We start from the raw sequence: 20,789 nt of genomic DNA, 5'->3' as shown, positions 1-20,789 counted from the left end.
CCGAAACAAAAAGTATGGAATGCCCGAGGGACGGCGGTTTCGGACGCTGGACCCCGCGCACGGGCAGCGCTCCGGCGCCTTCGGCGCGCGGCATGGGAGACAGGAGAACAGGCAATGGACCGCTTCAAGCAGATCGAAACCTTCGTGCGCGTCGCCGACGCGGGGAGCCTCGCGGCCGCCGCGCTGGAGGAAGGCGTCTCGCCGGTGATACTCGGGCGTCGCATCGACGCGCTCGAAAAGCGCCTCGGCGTGAAGCTCATGTACCGCTCGACGCGGCGGCTCGTGGTGAGCGAGGAGGGCGGCGCGTTCCTCGAACGCTGCCGCGGCCTGCTCGCGGAATGGGAGCAGGCCGAGAACGAGCTTTCGGCGGGGCGGCGCGTGGTGAACGGGCACTTGATCGTCTCGGCGCCGGCGGCCTTCGGGCGCAAGCACGTGGCGCCGCTCGCGCCCGCGTTTCTCGCCGACAAGCCCGAGCTCCAGGTCTCCTTCAACCTGACCGACCGCGTGGTCGATCTCGTGCGCGAGGGCTATGACCTGTCGATCCGCATCGGCGGGTCCGTCGATCCGAACTTCGTTGCGGTGAAGCTCGCCACGAACCGGCGCGTGGTGTGCGGCACGCCCGAATATTTCCGCAAGCACGGCAAGCCGAAGACGCTCGAAGACCTGCCCAGCCACAATTGCCTCGCGTTCAATCTGCAAGGCGGCCAGAACCGCGGCTGGTATTTCCGCCGCAACGGCAAGCTCGCGACCGTGCGCGTGGGCGGCACGCTCGACTGCAACGACGGCGAACTGCTGCACCGCTGGGTCACGGAGGGGCTCGGGCTCGGCTGGCGCTCGACCTGGGAGATCGACGCGCAACTCGCGCGCGGCGAACTGGAGACCGTGCTCGACGAGTACGCGCTGCCCGATTACGACATCCTCGCCGTGTATCCGCAGCAGCGCTATGTGCCGGCCAAGGTGCGCTATTTCATCGATTATCTGAAGGAGGTGTACGCGCAGCCGGGGTACTGGAGCGGAGTGGTGTGAGCCTGCCGCGCGGCGCGTGCCCGCGGGCTAGCCGACGAGAATCACGCCGTTCATCTGCTCGTGGCCCGAGCCGCAGAAGATGTCGCACAGGAACGGCACCGTACCCGCGGCGCCCGCCGTCGCGGCGAGGCGCACGACCGTGCCCGGCGGCACGTCGGCGCGCACGCCGAACTGCGGGATCGAAAAGCCCATCATCGTGTCTTGCGCCGTGAGTTCGAACACGACGCTCTCGTGCGGCGCGAGGGCGATGTGGTCGGGCGTGAACACGAAGCGGCGCGCGTGGACCTTGATGACGCGCGGCGCGGCGCGCGCGTCGACGCGCAGCAGGGCGGCGGTGCCGGCCGCCGCGAGGGCGAGCCAGCGGCGGCGCGCAAGACGGGGCACGCGGGCCCTCAGGCAATGGAGATTCGGCATGGTGGGCTCCCTGATCGAGATGCGTTCGTGAAGTGCGTGCCAGGCGAGGGTTCGTTGGCTGGGCCGGTTGCGAAGGCTGCGAAAGTGACCGCCATTACCCCAGATTGCGGATGGGCATCTCGGTGAGCGCGTAGGCCTGCGGCGCGCCGTCCACGGCGATGCTGCGCCAGCCGAGCCCCTTGTAAGGCGCCGAGGCATCCCACGGCACCGGTAGCCGCTGCGGCTGCGACATCGGCGCGGGCAGCGCGAACATCAGCGAGCGCGCGGCGTGGTGCGTGATCGATCCCGTCATCGTGTGATTTTCCTGGTGGATATGGCCGTAGAACACGGTCACGTTCGCGTGCTTTTGCAGCAGCGCGATGGCCGCCGCGCCGTCGCGCGTGGCCCAGTCCCACTGCGGCGCGAGATCGAAGAGCGGCCGGTGCGTGAAGACGACGATGCGCGCGTCCCCGGGCTGGCGGTTCAGATCGTCGGCGAGCCAGGCGAGTTGCGCCTCGCCGATGCGGCCCGCCGGGTCGGAGACGTTATCGAGCACGACGAAATGCACGCCGCGATGATCGAACGTGTAATGCGTCGGGCCGAACAGCTCGCGGAACGCCTCGCCGTTGTCGAGACTCGCATCGTGCTCGCCGGGCATCAGATAGAGCGGCTTCACGCGCAGGTCCGCGACGATGCGCTGAAACTCGCGCATGCGCGTGCGGCGCACGGCGGGGTCGTCGGTCGTGTGCGTGAGGTCGCCCGTGAACACGACGAAATCGGGCGCGGCGGGCAAGGCGTTGACGGCGGCGATGGCCTTCGGCAGCGTGCCCTTCGCGTCGGGGTTGACGGCGGGGCCTTCGAAGCCCCAGTGGGCGTCGGAGAGCTGGACGAAGAAGAAGTCGGCCTGCCCGGCGGCCTGGCCCGCGGCCCAGCCGGGCAGCGCCGAGGCGAACACGGCACCGCCGCCGAGCGCGGCGAGCTTGAGGAAATCGCGTCGGCGGAGCGAAGTGCTGGGTTGCGCACTGAATGAGGCGCAGGAATTCGACATGGTGGTCTCCTCTGTCGACCGGAGTGGGCGCTTGGGTGTCTTGCGATCCGGGGTTCGTGCTTGAGCACCGACTCCGGTCCCGCGCAGCGCGCGCCGGTCCCATGCAAAGCTGGGTGGGTTGCCGCAGTGATGGCATGCGGTGACGGGCGCAACGGCAGCGATGGCATCGCGGCTGCGCCTGACTGTCTTACCGGTTTCCGCGCCCGTGCATTCCCGATTTATTTTTCGTTTTCGCGTGCATTTCGCGGGAATAAACTGGCCGCTGTGCCGGTAATGCGTGAGCGGGACCGTCGCGCACGAACCGTGGCGACGCCGGGCTGCGCGGGCAACGAGACCGTGCGGCGCGAAAGTGGGCGCCGGCGTGGGCACGGAGGTGGCTGAAGCCGCGCTGCGGGCGGCGCTTGCGCAGGGCGCGCGAGCCGTGGGGCACGAGGGGACGACGTGGGCGAATCCGCGAACGGGCAGCACGGCCTGCATGCACGCACAGCGCAGAACGAGGCGCACGCGGTGAGCGACGAGGCGCAGCGCAGTCGCCGTTTTCAGGCGCTCGCGCTGCCGCATCTGGACGCCGCGTACAACCTCGCTCGCTGGCTGTCGCGCAATCCCGGCGACGCCGAGGACATCGTGCAGGAAGCCTTTCTGCGCGCGTTCCGCTTCTTCGACGCGTTTCGCGGCGAACATGCGCGGCCCTGGCTGCTCGCGATCGTGCGGCGCGTCTGGTACGACGAATGGCGGCGGCGCGCGGGCGCGGAGGAAGCGGCGCCGTTCGACGAATCGCGCGACGACCTGCCGCCGGACGGCTGGGACACGGGCAGCGCCGACCCGGAAGCGCTTGCGATTCGCGCCGAGGATGCGCGGCGCGTGCAGGAGGCGCTCCAGCGCCTGCCCGTGGAGTATCGCGAGGTGCTGGTGCTGCGCGAGCTGGAGGAGTTGGGCTATCGCGAGATCGCGACGGTCATCGACGTGCCGGTGGGCACGGTGATGTCGCGGCTCGCGCGGGGCCGCCGACGCCTCGCCGCGATGCTGGCGGTGCCCGGACGCGGCAGTGCCGCGCCCTGCGGCGCCGGAGCGGCGGGGCAGGCGACGACGACCGGCAAGACCGATTTCGGGGAAGGTAGCAAAGCGTGGAGACCATCCGGCCGGGGGCCCGACGGCCGGTTCCGAGAGGAGCCGGCTGTCGACGGCGGAGCGTGCGAGCATCATGGCCCGCATGCGCGAGGCCCTGCGAGGGAGGCGCCCGATGAACTGTGACGAAGCGCGCCCGCTGGTCGACGCGAGCGTCGACCGTGAACTGTCCGCCGCCGACGAATGGCGCATGCGCGAGCATCTGGCTGGCTGCGCGCAGTGCCGCCGCGCGGCCGCGAACGTAGAGGCCATTTCCCGCATGACGCGCGCGGCGCCCTACCATCGGGCGCCCGAAGGCCTGGCCGCGCGTATTGCGGCGGCTTTGCCGGCCGCCGCGCAGGCTCAGTCCGCGCAAGACGCCTCGAACACCCAACGTGAAACGCAGGGCGGCGCTGCGGCGTCGGCCGGCGGGCGCTTGCGCGGGCTGCGCTGGTTCTGGCCGCTATCCGGGATCGGAGCGGAAGGGGGCCAGAAGGGCGCCGCGCCGGGCAGGGCGGCTACGATGGCCGGCGTACCCGCCGCGGGTCTCGCATGGTTTGCCTGTGCCGTGCTAATCCTCTGCGCCCTGAGCGTGGCGGCGGTCCTGCATCTGCGCAAACCGGCCGCCGACGGCGCGTTCGTCGATGAACTCGTGGCGAGCCACGTGCGCGCGCAGATCTCGGGGCGCGACCTCGACGTGGTGTCCACGGATCGCCACACGGTTAAACCGTGGTTCAACGGCCGCATCGACTATGCGCCGCCGGTGGAGGATTTGGCAGCGCTTGGCTTTCCGCTCGTGGGCGGCCGCCTCGATTACGTCGGGCGCGAACGCGTCGCGGTGCTGGTCTACCGCTATCGCAAGCACGTCATCGACGTCTATGTGTTCCCGCCAGGCTCGGCGGGCCCGATGGCGGATGCGGCCGCGCCGCGCACGAGCGACGGCTATGCGCTGGCCCACTGGCAGGCGGCCGGCATGACCTGGTGGGCCGTCACCGATGCAGGGCCGGATGCGCTCGTGGGCCTGCGCGAGGCGCTAGAGTCGCGGCTCGCGGGCGGCGGCAGCGGCGGTTGACGCGCGAACGAGCGCGCAAGTCCTTGAAAAGACGCCCGAAACCTCCTGCGAAACCATAATTCCGGTTGCATGAACGGCCCGGATCGCGCTACAATCTTCGGCTTCTCACTTGCCGCACCGGTTCCGACGCCCGGGTGGCTTATATCCACAAGTAAGCACAAGGAGTGACACATGCGTCATTACGAAATCGTCTTCATCGTGCACCCCGATCAAAGCGAGCAAGTGCCCGCGATGATCGAGCGTTACAAGGGCACGATCACCTCGCACGGTGGTCAGATCCACCGCATCGAAGACTGGGGCCGTCGTCAACTGGCCTACATGATCGAGAAACTCGCGAAGGCTCACTACGTCTGCATGAACATCGAATGCGACCAGGCTACGCTCGACGAACTGGAACACGCGTTCAAGTTCAACGACGCCGTCCTGCGTCACCTCATCGTCAAGATGAAGAAGGCCGAAACCGGCCCGTCGCCGATGATGAAGGAAGTGCAGCGCGAAGAAGCCAAGAAGGCGGCTGCCCAGCCGACCGAAGCGCAGGCTTAATTACACAAGCCATCAGGATTCAAGCGAAAGAAAGCCACTGTGAACAGGCTGCAACTCACGGCTAGCGTCGTTGAACGCGAACCGGTGCGGTACACCCCCGCCGGCGTTCCGATCGCAAGCGTCACGTTGCAGCACCGCACGGAGGTCGTCGAAGCCGGCATTCCCCGCTTCGTCGAGCTCACGATGCCCGCGGTGGCGGCCGGCAAGGCCTGCGGTCTCGTGGAAAGCTGCGAGATGGGCGTGGAAGCGCTCTTCAGCGGTTTTCTGGCGAAAAAGCACCGCAACGCGCGAACCCTGGTGTTTCACATCACCGAAATAGAAGGCTCAGGAAAGGACTAATCATGCCCCGCCCGACTGGTAAGAAATTCGACAAGCGTCGTCAGCAACAAAACCCGCTCTTCAAGCGCAAGAAGTTCTGCCGCTTCACGGCTGCAGGCGTCGAACAGATCGACTACAAGGATCTCGACACGCTGAAGGACTTTATCGGCGAAAACGGCAAGATCACGCCGGCTCGTCTGACGGGTACGAAGGCCCACTATCAGCGTCAGCTGGACACGGCTATCAAGCGCGCGCGTTTCCTCGCGCTGATGCCGTACACCGACCAGCACAAGGCCTAACAAGACGACGCGATAAGGAGCAATAGAATGCAGATCATTCTTCTGGAAAAAGTCGTCAACCTGGGTAACCTCGGCGACATCGTGAAGGTGAAGGACGGTTACGCACGTAACTTCCTGATCCCCAACAAGAAGGCACGCCGCGCCACGAAGGACGCCATCGCCGAATTCGAAGTTCGCCGCGCCGAGCTCGAAAAGGCCGCCGCTGAAAAGCTGGCAGCCGCTCAAGCCGAAGGCGAAAAGCTCAACGGCCTGACCGTTCAGATCGGCCAGAAGGCTGGCGTGGACGGCCGTCTGTTCGGCTCGGTCACGAACGCCGACATTGCCGTTGCGCTCACGAAGCAAGGCTTCGCAGTGGAAAAGGCGCAAGTGCGTCTGCCGGAAGGCCCGCTGAAGATGGTGGGCGACCACCCGGTGCAGGTTTCGCTGCACACCGACGTCCTCGTCGACGTCACGGTGTCGGTGCTGGGCGAGCACGCCTAAGCATCCTCACGGCCTGGCGGGGCAACCCGCTGGCCGCTCGAGCGCAGGTATTTCAAGGAAGGCAGGAGCCCCACGGCTTCTGCCTTTTTTGTTGCGCGCGAGCCGTGGCCGCGTGGCCGCTGACCGGCTGCTGGTTTGACGCCGTTTTGCTGCCGTTTTGCTTGTTCCAGGTAGCCGGCTTGTCCGATAATTGCCCTCCATGAACGCTCCGAAAGATCCCCAACTCGACTCGCTCAAAGTCCCGCCGCATTCGATCGAAGCCGAGCAGTCGGTGCTCGGCGGCCTGCTGCTGGATAACGGCGCCTGGGACCGGATTGCCGACTTCCTCTCGCAAAGCGACTTCTACCGCTACGATCACCGCCTCATCTTCGAGCATATCGGCCGCCTGATCGCGGCTACGCGCCCGGCCGACGTGGTGACGGTGTACGAAGCGCTTGGCACCGCGGGCAAGGCCGAGGAAGTGGGCGGGCTCGCGTATCTGAACGCGCTCGCGCAGAACACGCCGAGCGCCGCGAACATCCGCCGCTATGCCGAAATCGTGCGCGACCGCGCGGTGCTGCGCCGCCTCGTTTCGGTCGCCGACGAAATCTCCGCCGACGCCTTCAACCCCCAGGGCAAGGAAGTGCGCCAGTTGCTCGACGAGGCCGAGTCGAAGGTGTTCTCGATCGCCGAGGACGGCGCGCGCGGCACCCAGGGCTTTCTCGAGATCGGACCGCTGCTCACGCAGGTCGTCGAGCGCATCGACACGCTCTATCACACGGCCAATCCGAGCGACGTGACGGGCACGCCCACGGGCTTCATGGACCTCGACCGCATGACCTCGGGCATGCACGGCGGCGAGCTCATCATCGTGGCGGGTCGTCCGTCGATGGGTAAGACCGCGTTCTCGATGAACATCGGCGAATATGTGGCCGTGGAATATGGCCTGCCGGTGGCGGTGTTCTCGATGGAAATGCCGGGCACGCAGCTCATCATGCGTATGCTCGGCTCGGTGGGACGGCTCGATCAGCACCGCATGCGCACGGGCCGTCTGACCGACGAGGATTGGCCCAAGCTCACGCACGCGGTGCAGAAAATGAGCGAGGCGCAGATCTTCATCGACGAAACCGGCGGCCTGAACCCGATGGAGCTGCGCTCGCGCGCGCGACGCCTGTCGCGCCAGTGCGGCAAGCTCGGGCTCATCATCATCGACTACCTGCAGCTGATGAGCGGCTCGGGGACGGGCGAGAACCGCGCGACCGAGATTTCGGAAATCTCACGCTCGCTCAAGAGTCTCGCCAAGGAGCTCGACGTGCCCGTGATCGCGCTTTCGCAGCTCAACCGCGGTCTCGAGCAGCGTCCCAACAAACGCCCCGTGATGTCGGACCTGCGCGAATCGGGCGCTATCGAACAGGATGCGGACGTCATCCTGTTCATCTACCGCGACGAAGTCTACAACCCGGACAGCCCAGACAAGGGCACGGCCGAAATCATCATCGGCAAGCAGCGTAACGGCCCGATCGGGCCCGTTCGGCTCACGTTCCACGGTCAATACACGAAGTTCGACAATTTTGCCGGCGCGCAGAACTTCTACGGCGAATAAGGCCCGAGGTCAGGGGAACGCGCGGTGCTTGCGCCAAAGTGGCGCAAATGCTGCTTGCGCGTTCCCACACCCGTGCGGCGACCTGTCCATAACGCTACAATGTTGCCGTTTTATGACGGCTATCTTGCCGTTTGGTGACGGCAATCCGAGACCAATTACCGGGATTCCAATGTTCGGTCGATTCATGCCCACAGAGGCCAAGTTCTTTGAAATCTTCGACGCGCACGCGAAGTGCATCGTATCCGCAAGCCGTGAGCTCGAGCTTCTGATCGACAATCTGGCTGACGCGGAAATCCACAAGCAGAACGTGCAGACAGCCGAAAAGGCCGCCGACAAGCTCACGCACGAAGCCATCGACCTGCTGCACAAGACGTTCATCACGCCGCTGGACCGCGACGAGATCCACAAGCTGATCACCACGATGGACGATTGCCTCGACCTCATGGAAGACGTCGCGACGGCCATCTCGCTCTACGACGTGCAGTCCGTGACCGCCGAGGCCTCCCAGCTCGCGCACGTGGTCACGGCCACGGCCGAGCGCATGCAGGCTGCGGTGGCGATGCTCTCCGACATGAAGCAGGCGCGCGAGATCCTCAAAGCGTGCGAGGACATCGACCGACTCGAATCGGACGCGGACCGCCTGCTGCGCGGCGCCATCTCCAAGCTCTTCCGCGAGGAAGACAACGTCAAGACGCTGATCAAGCTGAAGGCAATCTACGAATTGCTCGAAACGATCACCGACAAGTGCGAGGATGTCGCGAACATCATCGAAGGCATCGTGCTAGAGAACGCCTGAGCGGACCACGATGCATTCGATACAACTCGCCCTCTGGGTGGTGGTCGGGCTGGTGGCCATCTCCCTCATCTTCGACTTCATGAACGGCTTTCACGACGCGGCGAATTCCATCGCCACCGTCGTGTCCACGGGCGTGCTCAAGCCGCAGCAGGCCGTGGCGTTCGCCGCCATGTTCAACGTGATCGCCTATTTCGTGTTCCACCTCAAGGTGGCGCAGACGGTGGGCAAGGGCACCATCGACCCCGATATCGTCGACCACTACGTGGTGTTCGGCGCGCTCATGGGCGCGATCGGCTGGAACGTGCTCACGTGGTACTACGGCATTCCGTCGAGCTCGTCGCACGCGCTGATCGGCGGGCTCGTGGGCGCGGCGCTCGCCAAGTCGGGCTGGCACTCGCTGAACTTCGACGGCCTCATGAAGACCGTCGCGTTCATCTTCATCTCGCCGCTGCTCGGCTTCATCCTGGGCTCGTTCTTCATGCTCACGGTGTCGTGGCTCTACTTCCGCACGCCGCCAAGCAAGGTGGACCGGCGCTTCCGGCGCCTGCAGCTGATCTCCGCGAGCCTCTATAGCCTCGGCCACGGCGGCAACGACGCGCAGAAGACCATCGGCATCATCTGGATGCTGCTGATCGCGACGGGCTACTCGGCGGTCGGCTCGGACGCGCCGCCGATCTGGGTGATCGGCGGCTGCTATCTGTCGATGGGCATCGGCACGCTGTTCGGCGGCTGGCGGATCGTGCGCACCATGGGCCAGAAGATCACCAAGCTCAAGCCCGTTGGCGGCTTCTGCGCGGAGACGGGCGGGGCGATCACGTTGTTCACGGCTTCGGCGCTCGGCATTCCCGTCTCCACGACGCATACGATCACCGGCGCGATCGTGGGCGTGGGCGCGACGCAAAAACTCAGCGCTGTGCGCTGGGGCGTGGCGGGCAATATCGTCTGGGCCTGGATTCTGACGATTCCGGCTTCGGCCGTCCTGGCGGCGGCGGCCTGGTGGCTTGGACACCGGTTCCTGTAGGGTCCTGGAAGACCTGGCAGGCAGGACAGCACGGCGCCTTCGGGCGCCGTTTTTTTTGCGCGTAGCCGGGCGTGAGTGACGCGGGCGACGGCTCGAGTCAGTTCAGATCACGGGCGTCGTGCAGCCGTCCATCGGCACGATGGCGCCCGTCACGTAGCTCGCGCGGCGGCTCGCCAGAAAGAGCGCGACGTCGGCGATTTCCTCGGGTTTCGCGTAGCGCCCGAGCGGCACCCTCGCTTCGCCGCGCGCGAGCGCGTCCTCGGCGCTGACGCCTTCGCGTCCCGCTTCCAGCTGCAAGGCCTCCTGGAGCCGCTCGGTGAGCGTCGCGCCGGGATTGATCGCATTGATGCGGATGCCGTAGCGCGCGTGATAGTGCGCAAGTCCCACCGTGGCGAGCATGAGCGCCGCATTGGCCGCGCCGCCCGCGATATGAATGTCGCTCGCGTACTTGCCGCCCATGCCGATGATGTTGACGATCGCCCCCGGCTCCTTCGCCGTGCCGGCCTTGATGCGTTCCACCATGCGGCGCAGCACCTCCTGCTGCGGGTAGATGTACGGGAAATACTTGGCTTCCATGGTCGCCTTGAACGCATCGGCGTCGAGCGATTCCGGGTCGTAGCGGCGCGCGGCGCCCGCGCTGTTGATGAGGATGTCGATGGGGCCGACCGCCGTGGTGACTTCCTCGACCACGTCGGCGGCGCTGTGCGGCTCGTGCAGGTCGGCGCGCGTGAGATGGATGTGGAACCCTTCGCTCGCCAGTTGCTCGCGCGCGCGGGCCAGATTGGCGGGGTCGCGCGAGACGATGGCGACTTTCGCGCCTTCCCTTGCGAACGCACGGGCGCATGCCAGGCCGATCCCCTTGCTACCGCCCGTGACCAGAACCACTTTGTTGCCGAGTCCGAGATCCATCGCTGCCTCGCTTGGCGAAAGTATGGAAAACAGTCCCAAAACGATAGCAGACGCCGAGGGCGCGCGAAACCGCCTCCGCCTTTTGATTGGTCTTTTGGCCAGGAGCTTGCGGCTGGTGGATGCCACGCTGCCGCCGACCAAGCCCTCGACCCGGGCGTTCAGCTCAGAACGAGCCGTTGGCGAAGCGGGCGATGGGGTCGTCGCTCGATTGCGTGGGGGCGGGGGCGCTCGCGCCCGCTGTCGAGGCGCGCATGATCTGGACGGGCGCGCCTGAGGACGGTGTGGGCTCGATCGGCGCCGATCCGGCCTGTGCGGCTTGCCGTTGCGCGGCGCTCATGCCGGACGGCGGCGGCTCGAACGCATCGGCGGCGGCGTTGATGGCGTCGTGTGGCGCACCAGCGGGCGGGGCCGAGGCGGTGCTTGGGACGGTGGCAGGTGCAACCGCGCCGGCCTCGCGGGACTGGAGCTGCGCCGCGCTGAGCGCTGCGGGCGGTGGCTCGAACGCGTCGGCCGGCGGCGCGGAGGTTGTGCCCGAAGCCGGCACTGAAGCCGGCGCCGCGCCCGCATAGGCGGCCTGAGGCGCCGATGTCAGACGACTCTGATCCGTCGCTGCCGCCATGCGCGGGGCTGACGGCGCGGAAGCGGCAGGCACGGCCGCCACAGCGGGGTTGGGCTGCGCAACCGAAGGCCTCACAGCCGCCGTAGCCGGCGCCACCGCCGTTGCCGCAGCCGCAACGGCCGGTGCACCCGGCGCAGGCGCGGACGCTTCCCACGTCGGCGTATCGAACGGCGCGGTCGGTGTGCTCTTCGGAGGCGCCATGCGGCGAATGCCGTCGAAATGCTTCGCCCAGTACGGATTGGTCAGATAGTCGAGCCGCACCGTGCCGCCCGTCGACGGCGCATTGACGAAGCGCAATTTGCCCACATAAATGCCGACGTGAGAGTGCGGCCGACCGGTCGTGTTGAAGAACACGAGGTCGCCTGCCGCGATCTCGTCGGGGTCGATGGACTCGCCGCGCTGGCTCATGTCGGCCGTGGTGCGCGGCAGGTCCACCCGGGCCGCGCGCGCGAACACGTACTTCACGAGACCGCTGCAATCGAAGCCGCTATCGGGCGTATTCCCGCCCCAGCGGTAAGGAATGCCCACGAGACTCATCGCCTGGATGGAGATTTCCTCGCGTCCGATGCTGTGGTCGACGAAATCGGGAAAGCCGGGGGGGCGGGTGCGCCACGCGTTGGCGCTCGCGCTCGAACCGCCGCTGCGCGAGGTCTTCTGCGGTGCGCTGGAACACGCCGCAAGAAAAACCACGATCAGTAGAGGAAGCCAGAGTCGCCGCATGGAAATGCAGGAGGCAAACGCGAAGCGTTCGCCATTGGGGAAAACCGGTAATGAGCGGATGGTAGCCCGCCGGACATGGCTTCGGCAAGAAATCTTCACAACTTACTTGAAGTTCGCGCGCGATCTGTTGCCGGTTCGGTACGTCGCGGAGCCTTTCGGAGCATGAAAAAAGGACCGTATCCGGTTGCCCGGAAACGGTCCTTCGGGGTGCGGCCGGCGCTTCAAAAAGCGCCGCAAACGCCGGTGCTGCGGGACGTTAGAGGATGTCCGACGCGTAGTCCGCGAGACGCGAGCGCTCGCCGCGCGCGAGCGTCACGTGGCCGCTATGCGCCCAGCCCTTGAAGCGATCCACCACATAGGTCAGGCCGGAACTGCCTTCGGTCAGGTATGGCGTATCGATCTGCGCGATGTTGCCCAGACACACGATCTTCGTGCCCGGACCCGCGCGCGTGACGAGCGTCTTCATCTGCTTGGGCGTCAGGTTCTGCGCCTCGTCGATGATCAGATACTTGTCCACGAACGTCCGGCCGCGCATGAAGTTCATGCTCTTGACCTTCAGGCGCGAGCGGATCAGCTCCTGGGTCGCGGCGCGGCCCCATTCTCCGGCGGCATCGTCGGTCTTCTGGAGCACTTCGAGGTTATCGTCGAAGGCGCCCATCCACGGCTGCATCTTTTCCTCTTCCGTGCCCGGCAGGAAGCCGATGTCTTCGCCCACGGGCACCGTCGCGCGCGTCACGATGATCTCGTTGTAGCGCTTGTCGTCGAGCACCTGCGCGAGGCCCGCGGCGAGCGCGACGAGCGTCTTGCCCGTGCCGGCCTGGCCGAGCAGCGTGACGAAGTCGATCTCGGGGTTCATCAGCAGGTTCAGCGCGAAGTTCTGCTCGCGGTTGCGCGCCGTGATGCCCCACACGTTGTTCTTGTGGTGGCCGTAGTCGCGCAGCGTCTGCAGGAGCGCCGTCTTGCCGTTGAGCTCGCGCACGATCGCGTGGAACGCGGGCTCGCCGTTCTGCGGCTCGAGATAGACGAACTCGTTCACGAGCATCGAGAGACACTCGGGACCCGTCACGCGGTAGTACGTGGTGCCGGTCTTGGTGTCCTGCCAGGACTCCATGCCCTTGGCGTGTTTGGTCCAGAAGTCCTGCGTCAGCGCGCGGATGCCCGAATAGAGCAGGTCCTTGTCTTCGAGAACCTGGTCGTTGAAATAGTCTTCGGCGGGCAGGCCGAGCGCGTGCGCCTTGATGCGCATGTTGATGTCTTTCGACACCAGCACGACGAGACGGTCCGGCCGGTCGCGCTGCAGCGCGCGCACGACGCCGAGGATCTGGTTGTCGGCCTTGCCTTCGGGCAGGCCGTCGACCGGGTCGATGTGCGTGAGCGTGGTCTGGAAGTAGAGCCGCCCGAGCGCCTCGCGGCTGCCGAGCCGGTCGAGCGAGATGCCCTCCGAGATCGGCCCGGCGTTCGCCACCAGCTGATCGAGCGTGCGGCTCACCTGGCGCGCGTTGCGCGCCACTTCCGACATGCCCTTCTTGTGGTTGTCGAGCTCTTCCAGCGTCATCATCGGCAGGAAGACGTCGTGTTCTTCGAAACGGAACAGACAGGTCGGATCGTGCATCAGCACGTTCGTGTCGAGCACGAAGAGCTTCTGCACCTCGATGGTTTCCTCGGGGTGCACGCGTTTTTTCGTGCCGGTGCGCGCGGTGGGCGCGGCTGCGCCGCCGGCCGTTTTGGTCGAAGGCGATTTATCGCCGCGCGCGACGGGCGCTCCGGGGGCTTCGGTCTGCGGCTCGGCATGAGCCTGCACCGGCTGCAGCAGCGCCGCCGTTTGCTGTTTGCGTTTTCGCGCCGGGGCCGGCGCGACCGGTTCGAGCGCGGCCAGTTCGGCGCTGGCGGTGTGCATGGACACCGTGCGCAGCGTGGTCGACGCGTTGGCGGCGGGGGTCATCGGCTCGGCGACGCTCTCCGCGCCATAGTCGGCGACATCGGCGGCGTCGTTCTCGCTCGCCGCTTTGCGCGTGCTGCGCGTCGTGCGCGCACGCGCCTTGTATTCATCGGGCGGCAGCAGGTTGCCGAGCTTGCTGGGGGGAGTAGGCAAAGGCATGGTGTCCCTCGAAAAATTCGGGTCGAGTGGTCGCGGTGTTAACCGTACGGTGCGCTTTCGGGCGGTGCGTAGGGGTGCCGGGTAGGCGCCCGCCGTGACCGCACTGGGTGCGCGCTCAGGTCTGAAAATGCCGGTTCGCCTGTTTTTCGATCGGCTCCTTGACGTTGACGCGCACCGGGTCGCTAATCCGGCACGACGTGTAGGGAGTGACAACAAACAAAAAAGCCGCCGCCCCGGATGACGAGGCAAGCGGCTTGACTGCTTTCATGGCGCGTTGCCCCGGATGCGCCGGAGCGGTCATCCTGTGACCGTTCTCAAGACCGCGCGGGCGTGGCAAATGCGACAAAAAATGGGGTGGACAGGCACTCATTGCAGCCCAATATAACGCGCCTCACAGCGCTTGTACAGCATCCAGGACTTCCTCGACGTGGCCCGGCACCTTGAGTCCGCGCCACTCCTGGCGCAGTACGCCGTCGGCGTCGATGAGGAACGTGGAGCGTTCGATCCCCCGTACTTCTTTGCCATACATTTTCTTCATTTTGATGACGTTGAAGAGCGAGCAGAGCGCTTCGTCGCCATCCGATACCAAGGTAAACGGCAGTTCGAGCTTGGTCTTGAAGTTCTCGTGCGAGCGCACGCTGTCGCGCGAGACGCCCACGATCGTGGCGCCCGCCTTCTTGAACTTCGGGAACAGGTCGCGGAACTCCATGCCTTCGCGTGTGCAGCCGGGCGTGTTGTCCTTCGGGTAGAAGTACAGCACGACCTTCTTGCCCTTGAGGCTCGAGAGCGTGAAGTCGCCGCCGGTGGCGGGCGCGGTGAAATCGGGAACGGGTTGGTCGACTGCGATGGTCACGTCAGGCACGTGGCTCTCCTGTTGTTATGGGCTGGCATGGGCGCGGGCGCAGCGTGGTCTCGGCGTGCTGCGTCGCGGCATGGCCTTGCAGCGGATTTCAGTCGGGCTGGACGATCAACTGGCCCGAACGGCCGGCGATCTCACCCCAGGTGACAGGGTACGATGGCAGCGAATCCGGGTCCAGCGTCGCATGGTAGTCGCCCATCGTGGCAAACGTATGGCCCTGTGCGCGCCAGCCCGCGAGCAGTTGCTCGAATACCGGCGCGAGCTTCTGGCCTTCGAGCTCGGCATGCAGCGTGAACACCTGGTCGTGCGGATTGTGCTCGGTGCGCTCGAGCAGCCAGGCGGCGACGTTGTCGATATCCACGCCGTCCACGCCCAGCACCTCGTCGAGCGTGGGCAGCGTGGTGGGCATCTGCACGTGGTTCAGCGTGCGGCCAGCGACCACGGGACGATAGGGCGAATGCCCGCGACCGTCCGAGGCGTACTGCATGCCCCAGGCGTCGATCTGCCCGAACGCGGCGTCGTTCATCTGCCAGCCCGCGGCGCCGTGCGTGACGGGCGGCGTGCCGAAAATCTGCGTGAAGCGCGCGTGGCTCTTCTGCATCTGGCGCGCGGTCCATTGCGCGTCGCGCGTGCGCACGTTGTCCTGCCAGTAGACGTGATCCCACGTATGGATGCCGCACTCGAAGCCCGCCTCGTGGATGGCGCGCATGTGCGAGGCCGCTTCCACGCCGATGTCGGGGCCGGGCAGCAGCACGCCGTACATCAGTTGCTTCACGCCGTAGTGCTCCACGACGGACGTGCGCGAGACCTTCTTGAGAAAGCCGGGGCGGAACACGCGGCGCAGCGCCCAGCCCGTGTGGTCCGGGCCGAGGCTGAACAGGAACGTTGCGCGCGCCTTGTAGCGGTCGAAGATGCGCGCGAGATTCGGCACGCCTTCGCGCGTGCCGCGCAGCGTGTCGACGTCGATTTTCAGGACGATGCGGGCCAAGTGGCGAAGTCCTTTGCGATGCGCTTATTGCTGCTCGACGAGGGCGCGCGCTTCGGCCACGTGGCCGCGGTACGCTTCGAAAATCTTGCGCAGCGCTTCGTCGAAGGTCGACTTCGGCGCCCAGCTGAGCTCCTGCATCGTGTTCTCGATCTTCGGCACGCGGTTCTGCACGTCCTGATAGCCCGCGCCGTAGTACGCGCCCGACGAGGTCTCGACGAGCTGCACCTTCCTGGCCGTCTCGGCGTACTCGGGGAATTCGGCTGCGAGCGCAAGCATCTTGTGCGCGAGCTCGCGCACCGAGAAGTTGTTGGTCGGGTTGCCGATGTTGTAGATCTTGCCCGTGGCGACGCCGTCCTTGTTCTCGATGATCTTCATCAGCGCTTCGATGCCGTCGTCGATGTCGGTGAACGCGCGCTTTTGCGCGCCGCCATCGACGAGGCTGATGTTCTCGCCGCGCACGATGTGGCCGAGGAACTGCGTCACGACGCGCGACGAACCTTCCTTCGGCGTGTAGATCGAGTCCAGGCCCGGGCCGATCCAGTTGAACGGACGGAACAGCGTGAAGTTCAGGCCCTCCATGCCGTAGCCCCAGATCACGCGGTCCATGAGCTGTTTGGAGCACGCGTAGATCCAGCGCGGCTTGTTGATCGGGCCGTAGGTCAGCGCCGAGGCGTCCGGGTCGAACTGCTCGTCGGAGCACATGCCGTAGACCTCGGAGGTCGACGGAAAGACCAGATGCTTGTGGTACTTCACGGCCGAACGCACGATGGGCAGGTTCGCCTCGAAGTCGAGCTCGAACACGCGCAGTGGCTGCTGCACGTAGGTCGCGGGCGTGGCGATCGCCACCAGCGGCAGGATCACGTCGCACTTCTTGACGTGGTACTCGACCCACTCCTTGTTGATCGTGATGTCGCCTTCGAAGAAGTGCATCCGCTCATGCTTGACGAGGTCGCCGAGGCGGTCCGTCTGCATGTCCATCCCGAACACTTCCCAGTTCGTGGTTTCGAGGATGCGCTTGGAGAGGTGATGGCCGATAAAGCCGTTCACACCCAGGATCAGGACTTTTTTCATGGACGGGGGACAGATGAGGTGAATTCGGAGAACGCGGCGGGGGTGATGACGGTCTCTTGACCGCCATGTTCCAGGCTCGGCGCATGCCGCAGTTCGTGGATCGCGATGGCGCGGCCGTCGCCGCAGACGGCGAAAAGCGCATTATCGCTTACGTGGAGTCCGGGGGGCAATCCGGCCAGCTTCGCGAGTTCCGTGCCGGGCCGCGCCATGCGCGCGCGCGCGACCACGAAACGCGCGTTGCCGATCTCGGTGAACGCGCCGGGATAGGGCGGCGCGACCGCGCGAATCAGGTTGTAGACGTCCTGCGCGCTTTGCGTGAAATCGAGGCGGCCGTCTTCGGGCTTGCGCCCGCCGTAGTAGCTGCCGTGCGCGAGATCGTTGGGCAGATGCGGCGCCTCGCCCGCGATCAGCGCGGGCAGCACGCGCCAGAGCGTCTGCTCGGCGGCCACGGTCACTTTGTCGAACACCATCGCGGCGGTGTCGTCGGGCAGGATCGGCACGGGCGTCTGTGCAATGATCGCGCCTGCGTCGGGCTTTGCGGCCATTTCGTGCAGCGTCGCGCCGGTCTCGGTCTCGCCCTTGAGCACGGCCCAGTTCGTGGGCACGCGGCCGCGGTACTTCGGCAGCAGCGAGCCATGCATGTTGTAGGCGCCGCGCGCCGCGATCGCGAGCAGGTCCACCGGCAGCATGTGCCGGTAGTAGAACGAGAAGATGAAATCGGGCCGCGCGGCGGAAACGGCCGCGCGCAGCTCGGGGCTTTTCGGATCGGCGGGCGTGACGACGTCGATGCCGTGTTCCTCGGCCACCGACTTCACGCTGCCGAACCAGATATTCTCGGTCGGGCTGTCCTCGTGCGTGACCACGAGCGCCACGTCCACGCCGCGCGCGAGCAGGACTTGCAGGCAGCGCACGCCCACATTGTGATACGCGAAAACGACGGCGCGCGGCTTCATGACTGGGCTCCCCGCTGTGTTCCCTGGCTACCCTGATTCGCGGCGGCCCCGGCGCCCACGCCAAGAGACGCCTGCACGCCTTGCACGACATCCTGGCGCGGCACGCCGACCACTTCGCGGCCGTTGCGCGCTTCGAGGATCGTCTGCACGAGATAGCGCGGACGCGCGCGCACCTGCTGATAGATGCGGCCGATGTACTCGCCGAGCAGCCCGAGCGCGAAGATGATCACGCCGAGCAGGAAGAATGTGATGGCGAACAGCGTGAACACGCCTTGCACTTCCGCGCCGATGATGAAGCGGCGGATCAGCAGCAGGACGAACAGGCCCGCGGAGCCGAGCGAGAGAATCACGCCGATGAACGAGAGCCACTGCAGCGGCACGACCGAGAAGCCGGTCACGAGGTCGAAGTTCAGGCGAATCAGGCTATAGAGCGAATACTTCGATTCGCCCGCGAAGCGCTCTTCGTGCGCGACGTCGACCTCGACGGGGTTCTGCGCGAACGTGTAGGCGAGCGCCGGAATGAAGGTGTTGATTTCACCGCAGCGGTTGATCGTGTCGACGATGTGGCGGCTATAGGCGCGCAGCATGCAGCCCTGGTCCGTCATCTTGATGCGCGTGATGCGCTCGCGCAGGCGGTTCATCATCCGCGAGGCCTTGCGGCGCCACAGGCTGTCCTGGCGCTGCATGCGGATGGTGCCCACGTAGTCGTAGCCTTCGCGCATCTTCTCGACGAGCTTGCCGATTTCCTCGGGCGGGTTCTGCAGGTCGGCGTCGAGCGTGATGACGATTTCGCCGCGCGCCTGCTCGAAGCCCGCGAGAATCGCCATGTGCTGGCCGTAGTTGCCGTTGAGCAGGATCGCGCGCGTGGTGTCGGGCCGCGCGCGGAACTGCTCGGCGAGCATCGCGGCCGAGCGGTCGCGGCTGCCGTCGTTGATGAAGATGATTTCGTACGAGGTGCCGAGCGCGTCGAGCGCCGGGTACAGGCGCGCGAACAGCGCGGCCAGTCCCGCTTCCTCGTTGTAGACCGGAATGATGACCGAGACTTCCGGCGTTTCCGGGGTCAAGGTGCGTTGTTCCGTTTGGGTCATGAGTGCGTCTTTTCCATTCTGGTGATACGTGTAGTTGGCGTCGATATGGCCGCTCTCAAGCACAGACAAAGCGGGTGCGCCCCCCCTGGGCTGCCGCACCCGCGCGCCTGAATCACCGCATGAAGCGGTGGATCAGAAGCGGTGGATCAGGCAGCGGCCCCGACTGCGTACTGCTTGCAGATCTCGTCGATGGCGCGGCACACGCGGGCCACGTCGGCGACGCTCATCTGCGTGAAGAGCGGCAGCGTGACCGTGGTCGCGCCGAACCGCTCGGCGTGCGGGAACATGCCCGCGGTAAAACCGCGCTCGCGATAGAGCGTGAAGAGGTGGATGGCCGGGTAGTGCACGCCCGAGCCGATGCCGCGCTCCTTGAGCTGCTCCATGAAGCCCGCGCGGTCGAGCGTGAGCTTCTCGAGCGGCAGCGTGATCTGGAACATGTGCCAGTTGCTGTTGGTGAAGTCGGCGACCGGCAGGCCCATGCCGAGCTTCACCGCGGCGCTGCCCTCGAAGCCCGTGAAATAGGCGTGCGCGAGCTTGCGGCGCTGCTCGGTGAAGCGCTCGATGTGCTTGAGCTGGCCGAGGCCCACGCGCGCCGCCACGTCCGTGAGATTGTACTTGCCGCCGAGCAGGTCGCAGTCCATGCCGTCGAAGCCCGTGCGCGTGATGCCCTGCAGGCGGTACTTGCGGGCGAGTTCGGCTTCGTCCTCGTTGTTGAGCACGAGCGCGCCGCCCTCGATCGACGTGAGGTTCTTGTTGGCGTGGAAGCTGAACGAGACGATATCGCCGATCGCGCCGATGCGCTTGCCGTTCCAGGTCGAGCCGAACGCCTGCGCGGCGTCTTCGATCACGCGCAGCTTGTGCTGGCGCGCGATGGCGTAGAGCCGGTCCATGTCGACGGGCAGGCCCGCGAGGTAGACGGGAATGATCGCCTTGGTGCGCGGCGTGATGGCGGCTTCGAGCTTGTCGAGGTCGATGTTGCGCGTGACGGGGTCGATGTCGGCGAACACGGGCGTCGCGCCTACTTCGTAGACCACGTTGCTCGTGGCCACCCACGAGGCGGGCGTCGTGATGACCTCGTCGCCGGGGCCCACGCCCGCGATGCGCAGGCCGATCTCGAGCGTCGCGGTGCCCGAGTTGAAGGTGCGCACCGGGCGCCCGCCGCAATATTCGGAGAGCGCCGCCTCGAACGCCTGGTTTTGCGGACCGGTCGTGATCCAGCCCGAGCGCAGCACGTCGGCGACGCCCGCGATGGTTTCTTCGTCGATCTCGGGCTTGACGAACGGCAGGAACGAAACGGGGGTGTGCGCGGATGACTCGGTCATAGGGGCTTGGCTCGTGAGAACGTCAGAAAAAGTCAGAATTCGGCTGCGGTGGCGCGAAAGGCAAGAAAGCGCGCCTCGATGCGTGCCCGGCTGGGCGGCGGCGTGCCCTAGCTGCGCGCGAGCACGTACACGCCGATCAGAATGATGCCGATGCCGACGAGGCGCTGCACGCTCAGTGCCTCGCCGAACAGATACCATGCCGCAAACGCGTTGACCACGTAGCCGAGCGAGAGCATCGGGTAGGCGATCGAGACGTCCACGCGCGAGAGTCCCACGATCCACACGACCACGCTGAACACGTAGCAGGTGAGCCCGCCGATGATCGGCAGTTGCGTCGCGAGCTTCCAGCCGATGGGCAAGATGTTCGCACGGGTGAATTCGAAGTGTCCAACGGCATTGACACCGGCTTTCAGCAACAGTTGCGCGCAGGCATTGAGGCTGACGCCGGCGAGGATGCAGATGAGGGAAATCGGATTCATC

At 66.1% G+C, this 20,789-nt stretch carries 23 protein-coding genes; 10 read left to right on the top strand and 13 right to left on the bottom strand.

Translation table 11 applies throughout. The annotated features are described in order from the left end of the window. The first annotated feature begins 114 nt into the window (after positions 1-114). Positions 115-1,026, top strand: a complete 912-nt coding sequence (locus U5775_RS07655; RefSeq protein ID WP_322057520.1) for a LysR family transcriptional regulator — start codon at positions 115-117, stop codon at positions 1,024-1,026. A gap of 27 nt (positions 1,027-1,053) precedes the next feature. Here U5775_RS07655 and U5775_RS07650 read toward each other — a convergent pair whose 3' ends face one another. Continuing rightward, positions 1,054-1,440, bottom strand: a complete 387-nt coding sequence (locus U5775_RS07650) for a cupredoxin domain-containing protein (RefSeq protein ID WP_322057519.1) — start codon at positions 1,438-1,440, stop codon at positions 1,054-1,056. 94 nt (positions 1,441-1,534) lie between these two features. After that, a complete protein-coding gene (locus tag U5775_RS07645) occupies positions 1,535-2,467 on the bottom strand; it encodes a metallophosphoesterase (protein WP_322057518.1) in 933 nt (310 codons plus the stop codon). Positions 2,468-2,938: 471 nt separating this feature from the next. Between U5775_RS07645 and U5775_RS07640 the strand changes: the two genes are divergently transcribed. The 9 genes from U5775_RS07640 to U5775_RS07600 all read left to right on the top strand — a co-directional run bounded on the left by U5775_RS07640 (position 2,939) and on the right by U5775_RS07600 (position 9,682). Beyond that, a complete protein-coding gene (locus U5775_RS07640; protein WP_322057697.1) occupies positions 2,939-3,718 on the top strand; it encodes an RNA polymerase sigma factor in 780 nt (259 codons plus the stop codon). Further along, on the top strand, positions 3,708-4,643 hold the full coding sequence (locus tag U5775_RS07635; protein WP_322057517.1) for a zf-HC2 domain-containing protein: 936 nt from the start codon (positions 3,708-3,710) through the stop codon (positions 4,641-4,643). The genes U5775_RS07640 and U5775_RS07635 overlap by 11 nt, the downstream gene beginning before the upstream one ends. Before the next feature lie 171 nt (positions 4,644-4,814). Next, on the top strand, positions 4,815-5,186 hold the full coding sequence (rpsF, locus tag U5775_RS07630) for a 30S ribosomal protein S6 (RefSeq protein ID WP_028224726.1): 372 nt from the start codon (positions 4,815-4,817) through the stop codon (positions 5,184-5,186). A gap of 39 nt (positions 5,187-5,225) precedes the next feature. After that, a complete protein-coding gene (gene priB / locus U5775_RS07625) occupies positions 5,226-5,525 on the top strand; it encodes a primosomal replication protein N (protein WP_322057516.1) in 300 nt (99 codons plus the stop codon). Positions 5,526-5,527: 2 nt separating this feature from the next. Further along, complete coding sequence (gene rpsR, locus U5775_RS07620; protein WP_110384466.1) at positions 5,528-5,803, top strand: 30S ribosomal protein S18; 276 nt, start codon at positions 5,528-5,530, stop codon at positions 5,801-5,803. A 27-nt stretch (positions 5,804-5,830) separates the two neighbouring features. Continuing rightward, positions 5,831-6,283 (top strand): 50S ribosomal protein L9, encoded by a 453-nt coding sequence (gene rplI / locus U5775_RS07615; RefSeq protein WP_322057515.1) that lies wholly within the window; start codon positions 5,831-5,833, stop codon positions 6,281-6,283. Between the two features lie 199 nt (positions 6,284-6,482). Then, complete coding sequence (locus tag U5775_RS07610; protein WP_322057514.1) at positions 6,483-7,865, top strand: replicative DNA helicase; 1,383 nt, start codon at positions 6,483-6,485, stop codon at positions 7,863-7,865. A gap of 169 nt (positions 7,866-8,034) precedes the next feature. Then, positions 8,035-8,661 carry a DUF47 domain-containing protein gene (locus U5775_RS07605; protein WP_322057513.1) on the top strand — a complete coding sequence of 209 codons (627 nt, stop codon included), beginning with the start codon at positions 8,035-8,037 and terminating at the stop codon, positions 8,659-8,661. A 10-nt stretch (positions 8,662-8,671) separates the two neighbouring features. Next, a complete protein-coding gene (locus tag U5775_RS07600; protein WP_322057512.1) occupies positions 8,672-9,682 on the top strand; it encodes an inorganic phosphate transporter in 1,011 nt (336 codons plus the stop codon). 102 nt (positions 9,683-9,784) lie between these two features. Here the strand turns inward: U5775_RS07600 and U5775_RS07595 are convergent, their stop codons facing one another. From U5775_RS07595 to U5775_RS07545, 11 genes are all read right to left on the bottom strand, one after another. Then, entirely contained in the window at positions 9,785-10,591 is an 807-nt protein-coding gene (locus tag U5775_RS07595) for an SDR family oxidoreductase (protein WP_322057511.1), read from the bottom strand. Between the two features lie 163 nt (positions 10,592-10,754). Further along, the gene (locus U5775_RS07590; RefSeq protein ID WP_322057510.1) at positions 10,755-11,930 is read right to left on the bottom strand and encodes a C40 family peptidase; all 1,176 of its coding nucleotides are present in this window, start codon (positions 11,928-11,930) and stop codon (positions 10,755-10,757) included. Between the two features lie 256 nt (positions 11,931-12,186). Then, the gene (locus U5775_RS07585) at positions 12,187-14,028 is read right to left on the bottom strand and encodes a PhoH family protein (RefSeq protein ID WP_322057509.1); all 1,842 of its coding nucleotides are present in this window, start codon (positions 14,026-14,028) and stop codon (positions 12,187-12,189) included. Positions 14,029-14,143: 115 nt separating this feature from the next. Next, positions 14,144-14,296, bottom strand: a complete 153-nt coding sequence (locus U5775_RS07580; RefSeq protein ID WP_322057508.1) for a hypothetical protein — start codon at positions 14,294-14,296, stop codon at positions 14,144-14,146. A 123-nt stretch (positions 14,297-14,419) separates the two neighbouring features. Then, positions 14,420-14,881: a peroxiredoxin gene (locus tag U5775_RS07575; RefSeq protein ID WP_322057696.1), complete on the bottom strand. Its 462-nt coding sequence runs from the start codon at positions 14,879-14,881 to the stop codon at positions 14,420-14,422. 97 nt (positions 14,882-14,978) lie between these two features. Further along, a complete protein-coding gene (locus U5775_RS07570; RefSeq protein ID WP_322057507.1) occupies positions 14,979-15,875 on the bottom strand; it encodes a polysaccharide deacetylase family protein in 897 nt (298 codons plus the stop codon). 24 nt (positions 15,876-15,899) lie between these two features. Beyond that, positions 15,900-16,946, bottom strand: coding sequence for a bifunctional UDP-4-keto-pentose/UDP-xylose synthase (locus U5775_RS07565; protein ID WP_322057506.1), 1,047 nt, complete (start codon positions 16,944-16,946; stop codon positions 15,900-15,902). Then, positions 16,943-17,899 (bottom strand): formyltransferase, encoded by a 957-nt coding sequence (locus U5775_RS07560; RefSeq protein WP_322057505.1) that lies wholly within the window; start codon positions 17,897-17,899, stop codon positions 16,943-16,945. The genes U5775_RS07565 and U5775_RS07560 overlap by 4 nt, the downstream gene beginning before the upstream one ends. Next, positions 17,896-18,987: a glycosyltransferase gene (locus tag U5775_RS07555; RefSeq protein WP_322057504.1), complete on the bottom strand. Its 1,092-nt coding sequence runs from the start codon at positions 18,985-18,987 to the stop codon at positions 17,896-17,898. The genes U5775_RS07560 and U5775_RS07555 overlap by 4 nt, the downstream gene beginning before the upstream one ends. 146 nt (positions 18,988-19,133) lie before the next feature. Beyond that, complete coding sequence (locus tag U5775_RS07550) at positions 19,134-20,309, bottom strand: DegT/DnrJ/EryC1/StrS aminotransferase family protein (RefSeq protein ID WP_322057503.1); 1,176 nt, start codon at positions 20,307-20,309, stop codon at positions 19,134-19,136. A gap of 107 nt (positions 20,310-20,416) precedes the next feature. Beyond that, positions 20,417-20,788: an SMR family transporter gene (locus tag U5775_RS07545; protein ID WP_322057502.1), complete on the bottom strand. Its 372-nt coding sequence runs from the start codon at positions 20,786-20,788 to the stop codon at positions 20,417-20,419. Position 20,789 lies beyond the last annotated feature (1 nt).

Source organism: Paraburkholderia sp. J63 (assembly GCF_905220245.1).
Classification (GTDB): Bacteria; Pseudomonadota; Gammaproteobacteria; order Burkholderiales; family Burkholderiaceae; genus Paraburkholderia.
The sequence above is the reverse complement of the archived record's forward strand: the minus strand, read 5'-3'. Positions and strand labels throughout refer to the sequence as shown.